Annotated in this window: 9 protein-coding genes; 5 read left to right on the top strand and 4 right to left on the bottom strand. The window is 60.1% G+C overall.

Annotated features, from left to right (window positions below; translation table 11 throughout):
* The first annotated feature begins 10 nt into the window (after nucleotides 1-10).
* From MWC30_RS09930 to MWC30_RS09945, 4 genes are all read left to right on the top strand, one after another.
* On the top strand, nucleotides 11-1,525 hold the full coding sequence (locus MWC30_RS09930; RefSeq protein ID WP_244084016.1) for a cobyrinate a,c-diamide synthase: 1,515 nt from the start codon (nucleotides 11-13) through the stop codon (nucleotides 1,523-1,525).
* Between the two features lie 81 nt (nucleotides 1,526-1,606).
* Nucleotides 1,607-3,157 carry a cobyric acid synthase gene (locus tag MWC30_RS09935; RefSeq protein WP_244084017.1) on the top strand — a complete coding sequence of 517 codons (1,551 nt, stop codon included), beginning with the start codon at nucleotides 1,607-1,609 and terminating at the stop codon, nucleotides 3,155-3,157.
* Between the two features lie 27 nt (nucleotides 3,158-3,184).
* Nucleotides 3,185-4,147 (top strand): adenosylcobinamide-phosphate synthase CbiB, encoded by a 963-nt coding sequence (cbiB, locus tag MWC30_RS09940; RefSeq protein WP_244084018.1) that lies wholly within the window; start codon nucleotides 3,185-3,187, stop codon nucleotides 4,145-4,147.
* Between the two features lie 17 nt (nucleotides 4,148-4,164).
* Nucleotides 4,165-5,253: a histidinol-phosphate transaminase gene (locus MWC30_RS09945; protein WP_244084019.1), complete on the top strand. Its 1,089-nt coding sequence runs from the start codon at nucleotides 4,165-4,167 to the stop codon at nucleotides 5,251-5,253.
* A 73-nt stretch (nucleotides 5,254-5,326) separates the two neighbouring features.
* On the opposite strand, the gene MWC30_RS09950 is transcribed toward MWC30_RS09945, so the two are convergent.
* The 4 genes from MWC30_RS09950 to MWC30_RS09965 all read right to left on the bottom strand — a co-directional run bounded on the left by MWC30_RS09950 (nucleotide 5,327) and on the right by MWC30_RS09965 (nucleotide 8,337).
* Nucleotides 5,327-5,605 (bottom strand): cytoplasmic protein, encoded by a 279-nt coding sequence (locus MWC30_RS09950; protein WP_244084020.1) that lies wholly within the window; start codon nucleotides 5,603-5,605, stop codon nucleotides 5,327-5,329.
* A 107-nt stretch (nucleotides 5,606-5,712) separates the two neighbouring features.
* The gene (locus tag MWC30_RS09955) at nucleotides 5,713-7,065 is read right to left on the bottom strand and encodes an inositol-3-phosphate synthase (protein WP_244084021.1); all 1,353 of its coding nucleotides are present in this window, start codon (nucleotides 7,063-7,065) and stop codon (nucleotides 5,713-5,715) included.
* Nucleotides 7,066-7,146: 81 nt separating this feature from the next.
* Entirely contained in the window at nucleotides 7,147-7,674 is a 528-nt protein-coding gene (locus tag MWC30_RS22670) for a methylated-DNA--[protein]-cysteine S-methyltransferase (RefSeq protein ID WP_269467783.1), read from the bottom strand.
* A 21-nt stretch (nucleotides 7,675-7,695) separates the two neighbouring features.
* A complete protein-coding gene (locus tag MWC30_RS09965; protein WP_244084022.1) occupies nucleotides 7,696-8,337 on the bottom strand; it encodes an MBL fold metallo-hydrolase in 642 nt (213 codons plus the stop codon).
* 135 nt (nucleotides 8,338-8,472) lie between these two features.
* Between MWC30_RS09965 and MWC30_RS09970 the strand changes: the two genes are divergently transcribed.
* Nucleotides 8,473-8,812, top strand: a 340-nt coding sequence (locus MWC30_RS09970) for a hypothetical protein (RefSeq protein WP_244084023.1), incomplete at its 3' end; no start/stop codon positions are given.

Below are 8,812 nucleotides of genomic sequence, written 5' to 3' on the forward strand. Positions count from 1 at the left end.
GAAACGGTCCATGGATGGTAAGCATGCTTTCATTGTTGGCGGTACCCAGAGTGGGTGCGGAAAGACAACCCTGACGCTGGCGATTCTGGCGGCCTACAGGGCGCGCGGCCTGACGGTTCAGCCCTTCAAGGTCGGGCCGGATTTCATCGACCCAGGCCTCCACGCTCAGATGGCGGGGCTGTCCTCGCGGAACCTGGACGGCTGGATGCTCTCCCGGGAGTATAACCAGGGGCTTTTCCAGAGCCGCCTGGCCCGTGCAGACCTGGGGGTCGTGGAAGGGGTGATGGGGCTATTCGATGGGTACGACGGTACCAGCGAATCGGGGAGCACGGCGGAAATGGCCAAATGGCTGGGGCTTCCCGTCGTGCTGGTGGTGGACGCCCGGAGCATGGCCCGCAGCGCCGCAGCTCTCGTGTACGGCTTCAGTCGTTTCGATCCTGGGCTCAGAGTGGCGGGGGTCCTCTTCAACCGCCTGGGAGGGCCGGGACACCTGGAATATCTAAAGGAAGCCATGGCTGCGAACCTTCCGGAAATTCCCGTGCTGGGAGGAATTCCACGGGAGGACCTCATCGGCATTCCCGAAAGGCACCTGGGACTTGTTACCGCCGATGAAACGCCCCTTCACCCTGAGCGAAAAGAAAAGCTCGTGGAACTGATGGAGCGTTACGTGGACCTGGATCTTCTCCTGGAGCGCTCGGTCTACCCGCCGGGGGTGACGCCGCGGGAGACAGGGGCCGGAGGTCGGCTCCTGGAAGCCGCTCTTGATCTCCGGGGTGTCTCGCCCCCATCCATGGCCACCCAGCAGCCCATCTCCTCGGGAGGCAATCTCCACGAGTTTTCACGGCAGGCTGCTCGTCCCGTCATTGCGGTTGCCCGCGATGCCGCTTTCTGTTTTTATTACGTGGACAATTTCGAACTGCTGGGAGAGGCCGGAGCGCAGCTTCAGTTTTTCTCTCCCCTGGCGGGGGAGACGGTTCCCCGGGAGGCGGACGGCCTCTACCTGGGGGGTGGATATCCCGAGCTCTTTGCCCAAGACCTCTCGGAAAGGACGGATTTCCTGGAATCCATACGAGGGGCGGCCGTTGGGGGAATGCCCATTTACGCCGAATGTGGAGGGCTGATGGTTTTGGGTCGATTCATCAAAACCCTCGAAGGCAAACAGTTCGCCATGGCGGGTATTTTCCCCTTCGGGACGCGCATGCTGAGCCGCAGGAAGGCCCTGGGCTACACGGAAGTGGTCCTGGGCGAGCCCTGTCTCCTGGGCGAGCCGGGGCTGACGGTCCGGGGGCACGAGTTCCATTATTCGGAAATCGTGGAAGAGGAGAATGCTGCGGTGCCGTGCGTTTACGAGCTGCGCCGCCGAAAATACTCCGAAGCCCGACCGGAGGGTTACCAGGTGGGCTCAGTGTTGGCCAGCTACATCCACCTCCACTGGGGCAGTGCCCCGGAAGCAGCCAGGTCCTTCGTCATGCATTGCCGAGAGTATGCCAAAGGCCGTGAGCGACACAGGGCCGACACCCGCTGATTAAGCCCCTGTCAGCGAAAGTCAGCGCGCTTCAGCCAGCGTTCTTCAGCGTCCCAGCCCTTTTTGAAGGAATGCTTCTTCATGAAAAATAAAGCCAAGTCCCTCATGTTCCTGGGAACCGGCTCCGATGTGGGCAAGAGTGTCCTGGCGGCCGCTTTCTGCCGCATCTTCAAGCAGGACGGTTTTCGAGTCGCTCCCTTCAAGGCCCAGAACATGGCCCTCAATTCCTATATCACGCCTGAAGGGGGAGAGATGGGGCGGGCCCAGGTGGTCCAGGCCGAAGCGGCGGGCATCGAGCCCCATGTGGACATGAACCCGGTCCTCCTCAAGCCCACCTCCCAGATGGGGTCACAGGTGATCGTGCGGGGGAAGGCGGTGGGGAACCTCTCCGCGCGCGATTACTACGCCTACAAAACCAGCCTGATCCCCGTCGTGCGGGAATGCTACCAGCGCCTGGCGGAACAGTATGATCTCGTCGTCCTTGAAGGGGCGGGAAGCGCCGTGGAGCTGAACCTCAAGGCCCATGACATCGTGAATCTCGCCATGGCCGAAATGGCCGACGCCCGCTGCATCCTGGTGGGAGACATCGACCGGGGAGGCATCTTCGCGGCCCTGCTGGGGAGCTATATGCTCATGACCCCGGAAGAGCAGGGCCGGATTCTGGGCTTCATGGTGAACAAGCTGAGAGGCGATCCGGCGCTCTTCACCAGTGGGGTCGAGATCCTGGAAGCCCGTTCCTCGCGGCCTGTTCTGGGAGTCATCCCTCACTACAGCCATATCGCCCTCCAGGAGGAGGACAGCGTGGCCCTGCAGCGGCGCATGCGTCAGAACGCCGGGGCACAACGGTCGGAGAGTGCTCTGGCTGTCGGGGTGGTGCGCTTGCCCTTTATTTCCAACTACACGGATTTCGACTGCTTCGAGCAGGAGCCGGGAGTCGAACTCATTTATTTCGATCGTCCGGCGGAGGTCTTCCATTTTGACGCCGTGATCCTCCCCGGCAGCAAGAACACCCTTCAAGATCTTGAATTTTTGAAGAAATCTGGGCTTTCCGATGCGATCCTGGCTTTTGCCAAGTCGGGAGGCACGGTGGTGGGGCTCTGCGGCGGCTACCAGATGATGGGGCTTCGGGTGCAGGATCCCCACGGGGTGGAAAGCAGCCTGCGGGAAGTCGGCGGCCTGGGTTTGCTGGACATGGAAACAGAGATGTACCCGGACAAGATCACCTCCCAGGTGGAGGCCCTGCCGGCGGTGGAGAATCACTGGGCGGCTTCCCTGGATTCTCCCCTGGGGGGATACGAAATCCATATGGGGAGGAGTGTGTCCCTGGGGACGGCCCGGTCGCTCTTCCGCATTGTCCGGCGGGACGGCGGAGAGGTGAATATTCTGGAAGGGCTCACTCAGCCCGACGGCAGAGTCTGGGGAACGTACATCCATGGGATTTTCGACAACGACGCCTTCCGCGGGAGCTTCCTTCGGGAAGTGCAGCGCCGGTCGGGGAAGGCTGCGGTGACGGGTTCCTCTCCCTTTTCCTACCGGGAATGGAAGGAGACGCAGTACGATCTCCTGGCGGAGCATGTCCGCAGGCATACGGACATGAAGAGGATCTATCGCGAGATGGGAATCGCCGTTTAATTCAATGACTCAATGACGGAGTCGACCGTGGAATTTTATCCCTGGCACCTGGCGGCAGCGTATGCTCTGGATCTCCTGCTGGGAGATCCCAGGGGATGGCCTCATCCCATCCGATGGATCGGGAACCTCATTACGGCGATGGATCGGAGGATTTACGATGAAAAGGCGTCTCCCCTCATGCAGCGGACTCTGGGAGCCGTCTTTTGGCTGACGGTGGTCACCCTGGTGGTGCTCGCTGCCGTCGTCATTCTCCGGGTCACCTCCCAACTGTTCCATCCGTTTCTCGCCCATGGAGTGTTGATCTGGATGGTGTTCACGACCTTGGCGACCCGTGGGCTCCACCAGGAATCGGCCAAGGTGGCCGAGGCCCTGAACCAGGGGAATCTCGCCGTCGCGAGGGAAAAGCTGGCCTGGATCGTGAGCCGGGACACCTCGGAGCTTGAAGAAAAGGACATCGTGCGCGCCCTCGTGGAGACGGTTTCCGAAAACATCAGCGACGGCATCGTGGCTCCCCTTTTTTTCCTGGCGCTGGGCGGTCCCGTGGCGGCCATGGTTTATAAGGCCATGAACACCATGGATTCCATGGTGGGCTACACCAACGACCGGTACCGCTATTTCGGCTGGTTTGCGGCCAGGGCCGACGATGTGGCCAACTGGGTTCCGGCCCGCCTCAGTGGATTCCTGCTGGTGGGAGCCGCAGCCCTCATGAAACGGGATTGGAGGCGGGCATGGCGCACCATGCGCCGGGACGCCCGCAAAATGAAAAGCCCCAACGCGGGGTATCCGGAAGCCGCCGCGGCCGGGGCTCTGGGCGCCCAGTTGGGAGGTGCCAACGTCTACTTTGGAGAGAGGGTGGAAAAGCCCACTCTGGGCGATCCCGGGGATCCCCTCACCCTGGAAGTCTACCATGCCATGATCCGCCTCATGTATGTCACTTCCGCCCTCGGATGCATCCTGGCCCTGGGAGTGCGTGCGGTCTTGGTCGATTAGGAAGGAGAAAGTTCTGTATGGCTGTTGCGCATGGCGGCAATGTTTATGAAATCGCGGCCCGGCTGGGCTGTTCCCCGGATCTTCTGCTGGACTACAGCGCCAGTATCAATCCCCTGGGATCCCCTCCCGGCCTGCTGGAAGCCTTCCATGCCGCCTTTCACCGTCTGCAGCACTATCCGGACATCTCCAACCGTTCTCTGCTGAACGCCCTGGCGGGGTTCCACGATCTGCCCCTGAGCCGCATCGTGGCCGGCAACGGATCGACGGAGCTCATCTACTGGCTGCCGCAGGCCCTGGGCATCCGGAAGGCATGCATCGTGCTGCCGACCTTCGGAGAATACCGCAAGGCCTTTGAGCTCCAGGATATCTCCATGCACCCCCTCGTGACGGGGCCGGAGACGGACTTTCAGCCCACCGTGGAGGCGTTGGACGCCGTGTGCCGTACGGCCGCTCCCGAAGCCATTCTGTTCACCCACCCGGGAAGCCCGTCGGGGACGCTTCTGCCACCGGACGTTCGCCGGTGGATCCTGGAGAAAAGCCGCACCGGCGGGATTGTCTGCATCGTGGACGAAGTCTTCGTGGATTTTTGCGAAGAGGAGTCGTTGAAAGGGGCTTTGCGGGATGGACGTTCATTGGTGCTCATCCGGTCCATGACCAAGTTTTACGGCATTCCGGGCCTGCGCCTGGGGTACCTGCTGACTTCGGAAGTCATCGCGGACCGCATGCGCAGGCTTCTTCCGCCCTGGTCCGTCAATACACTGGCTCAAATGGCCGGTGCCCACTGCCTGGCTCAGGATGCCTACCGCGAGGAAACCCTGGCCCTGGTGGAGTGCGAGCGGAAAGTCTGTACCGAGGAGCTGGGAAAGCTGAAAGGGCTCAAGGTTTACCCGGGGCGGGCCAATTATCTTCTTGTGGAACTGGGCAGGGATCTTCCTCCCGCCGACGTTCTGCAGGAGGAACTGCTCCGTGCCCATCACATTCTCATCCGGGACTGCCGCTCTTTCGAAGGATTGAACGACCACTTCATCCGCCTGGCCATCCGCCTTCCCGAGCAGAATCGAAGGGTCCTGGACGGCATCGCGGAGTGGGTGCGGGCTCACGGCTGATGGCTGGCGTGATGCCGAGAGGGATGGGACGCTGAAAAACGCTGAGAGGCGCTGACTTCCGCTGAACAGCTCCTCACGCATCGTGATCATGGTCGTGGGAATGGCCTTCATCCTTCAGAAAGTATTTGTGGTATTCGCTGTCCTTCAGATGTTTGTGCATGAGATCGCTCATCAGCTTGAAGACCTGCTCGAGCTCTCCGTCGCTCAGCCGCGGCACGAGGGTTTTCATGAAATCGTCATCTGAAAATTTCTGCAGGTAATACATGAGGGACTTTTCGTCCACCTCCCGCGAAAAGCCAAAAGCCACCATGCCGTCGTATTCTTCCACAAATGTGTGATGATGTTCCGTCATACCTTCCCATATTCTTTCTTTGAGCTTTATCAGCGTGAATCAGCGCCTGTCAGCGTTTTCAGCGTCCCCGTCCCCCGCTTTTTACCGCGTTTCACCAATCCTGCGGATCAGGCCCCTTTCTGGGCGTCGTTCATGTAGTAGTCGAGCCCGAAGTGGGTGATCTGCTCTTCCCCCATGAGGTAGCGCAGGGTGTTTTTGAGCTTCATGCTCTGAATGAACAGGTCGTGCTCCGGGTAGAGGTTTTCCTTGTACATGGGGCTTTTGAAATAGAAAGACAGCCATTCCTGGATGCCGCTCATCCCCACGCGCCGGGCAAAATCCATGAAGAGGACGAGGTCCAGGATCAGAGGTGCGGCCAGGATGCTGTCGCGGCACTGAAAATCCACCTTGATCTGCATGGGATAGCCCAGCCACCCGAAAATGTCGATGCAGTCCCAGCCTTCCTTGTTGTCGCCCCGGGGCGGGTAATAGTTGATGGTGACCTTGTGGTAGTAGTTCTTGTAAAGGGACGGATAGAGGTGCGGCTGCAGAATGTGCTCGAGCACCGACAGCTTGCTCTCTTCCTTCGTCTTGAAGGAATCCTTGTCGTCCAGGACCAGACCGTCGCGGTTTCCGAGAATATTGGTGGAGTACCACCCTTCGAGACCGAGCATACGGGTCTTGAGTCCCGGAGCCAGGATGGTTTTCATGAGGGTCTGGCCGGTTTTGAAGTCCTTGCCCGCGATGGGGAGGTTCTTCCGGGAGGCCAGTTCGATCATGGCCGGGATGTCTACCGTCAGGTTGGGGGCACCGTTGATGAATGGAATGTCGCTCTCGAGGGCGGCGACGGCATAGAGCATGCTGGGGGGAATCCTGGGATCGTTGGCGCCGATGGCCTTTTGGAGCGCATCGACGGACTGGTGGATCTCCTCGGGCTGCAGGTAGACTTCCGTGCTCCCGCACCAGATCATGACGCAGCGCTCGACGCCGTTCTCGGCCTTGAACCGGCGGATATCGTCCTTCAGCGCATCCACGTGGGCTCGCAGGTTTTCACCTTCCTTGATGTACTTCCCATCGAGATTGCGTACGAACCGGCGGTCGAAAACGGCCTTCATGGGGACGATGCCGCTCAGAAATTCCTTGACCGGGTCCAGGTGCTCCCGGTTCAGAACACGGGCGAACATGGCGGCTTCATATCCGTTGGCCTCGTAGAGGTCCCATCCTCCGAAGACCAGGTCGTCGAGGCTCGCAAGGGGCACGAAATCCTTGATCTTGGGAGACCGGCGTTCAAAGCGCTTTCCAAGTCGTATGGTGCCCAACTGGGTCAAGGATCCGGTGGGAAAGGCCATTCCCTTGCGGACAAGCTCGACCCCTGCAATGAATGTGGTACTGACCGCCCCGCCGATGCCGGGGATGAGGACTCCCAGTTTGCCGGTGGCGGCGGGGATCTGTTCTTTGCGTTTCAGACTTGCTTCTTTCAACGTTATTCCTCCATTTTCATGGCGCTTTTATGATGGGTGACGATGGGCCTTTTCACGGCTGCAGACGCCGCTTCACTGCTTTCAGGCTCCATGTCCTTCCAGTTCCAGCAAGGTGCGTTTGATGTCGAGCCCCCCCGCATATCCCCCCAGCCTGCCACCGGCAGCGAGGACCCTGTGGCAGGGAACGAACAGAGCGATGGGGTTGCTCCCGCAGGCCTGTCCAACGGCACGGGGGGCCCGGGGTTTCCCCAGGGATCGGGCGATTTCGAGGTAACTGCGGGTTTCGCCGTGGGGAATGCGGCAAAGCGCCTCCCAGACATCCCTGCGGAAGAGCGTCCCTTTGCTCATGTCCAAGGGAATACGGGGCAGCGGGGACCCTTTGGAAAGATAGGCGAGCACCGCTTCTTTCGCCTGCAGCAGCAGGGGAGAGTCCTCGGTCGGTTCGCTGATGCAGCCAGGATATTCCCGAGCCAGAATCTCCCGCACGTGCTCCTCCGATGGTTGTTCCGTGCCGCAGAAGTGGAGCAGGCAGAGGCCCCTGGAACTTGCAGCCATGCAAATCCAGCCCAGGGGCGATGCAAAGGAGAGGGTCGTGAGGCGTTCATCCATGCCGTTGCTTTCCCTATTTCCCTACAGAAAGTCTGTGATGTAAGGATTGGTTTTCATTTCACGGGCTACCGTGGATTGGGGACGGTCACCGTAATCGTGGCCCGGCCAGATGATGGTGTCGGGCGGGAGAGCCAAGACCTTGTTTTTGAGGGACTCGAGCAGTGCGCTGAAAGATGCACCGGGAAGGTCGGTGCGGCCCACGGCGCCGACAAAAAGCGTGTCGCCCGTGAAGAGATTTCCATCGATGAGGATGCAGCAGGCTCCCGGTGTGTGGCCGGGCGTGTGGACGAATTTCATCGTGAAGCCGCCGACGGTCAGTTCGTCGCCGTCCTTCACATGAATGTCCGCGGGGCCCGTGGTTTCAAAGCCCATCATCTGGGCGAAGGCCTTGTTTTCCGTGCGTTGGAAAAACTCGTCGTCCAGGCCGTGCATGACCACCTTTGCACCCGTGGCGCTGCGGAGTCGGTCGTTGCCGCAGGTGTGATCGGCATGGCCGTGAGTGTTGACGATATATTTGAGAATGACGCCCTTTTCCTGCAGGAGCTTCAGCAGTCGAGCTTCATCCCCTGCCGGGTCGATGAGGATGCCTTCATGGGTGGCCTCGTCGTAAACCAGGTAACAAAACACTTCCATATTGCCAACAGTTGTCTGTATGATCTGCATCGATTGTTCTCCTTGGCAGCGTTCCGTGAAAGCCTCATGAAATCGTTTCCATGCTGCCGACAAAATGGACCATCTCAGGCAAAAAGTCAAAGGTGCGGTGCATCTGGCATCCGCCGGGGAAACGAAAGAGAGATCATGAGGGATTTTCCCGTGCAGCAGGAATCCAGGCCAATGAACGAGGCACCACGCACCACGGTAGAATCGGTGACCTTTCCCCGCAGGCTCTTTGTCTATGAATGCAGGGCAGAACGCTCGCCCCGAACGGAGCCTGACGCTCCCGGCTTCCTGGGCTTGTGGCCCGAAGCACCTTTTTACTACCTCTTTTTTGACCGTGAAGCGGAAGAATCCGTCCGGCGATGGCTGAGCCTGGAGCCGGGCTGCTCCCTGCAAAACCGGTATACGCTCAATTACGAGGAGTGGCAGCAGGTGGCCGCATCCGACCAGCGGGTGGGACCTTTCCGTATTCGGACGGGCG

The organism is Desulforhabdus sp. TSK (assembly GCF_022836495.1).
Taxonomy (GTDB): Bacteria; Desulfobacterota; Syntrophobacteria; order Syntrophobacterales; family Syntrophobacteraceae; genus Desulforhabdus.

Excerpts from the sequence above, each read along its gene's own strand:
- MWC30_RS22670 (WP_269467783.1), bottom strand. The coding sequence starts at position 7,674 with ATGGATGAACGCCTCACGACCCTCTCCTTTGCATCGCCCCTGGGCTGG.
- MWC30_RS09930 (WP_244084016.1), top strand. The coding sequence starts at position 11 with ATGGATGGTAAGCATGCTTTCATTGTTGGCGGTACCCAGAGTGGGTGC.
- MWC30_RS09950 (WP_244084020.1), bottom strand. The coding sequence starts at position 5,605 with ATGACGGAACATCATCACACATTTGTGGAAGAATACGACGGCATGGTG.
- MWC30_RS09935 (WP_244084017.1), top strand. The coding sequence starts at position 1,607 with ATGAAAAATAAAGCCAAGTCCCTCATGTTCCTGGGAACCGGCTCCGAT.
- MWC30_RS09945 (WP_244084019.1), top strand. The coding sequence starts at position 4,165 with ATGGCTGTTGCGCATGGCGGCAATGTTTATGAAATCGCGGCCCGGCTG.
- MWC30_RS09965 (WP_244084022.1), bottom strand. The coding sequence starts at position 8,337 with ATGCAGATCATACAGACAACTGTTGGCAATATGGAAGTGTTTTGTTAC.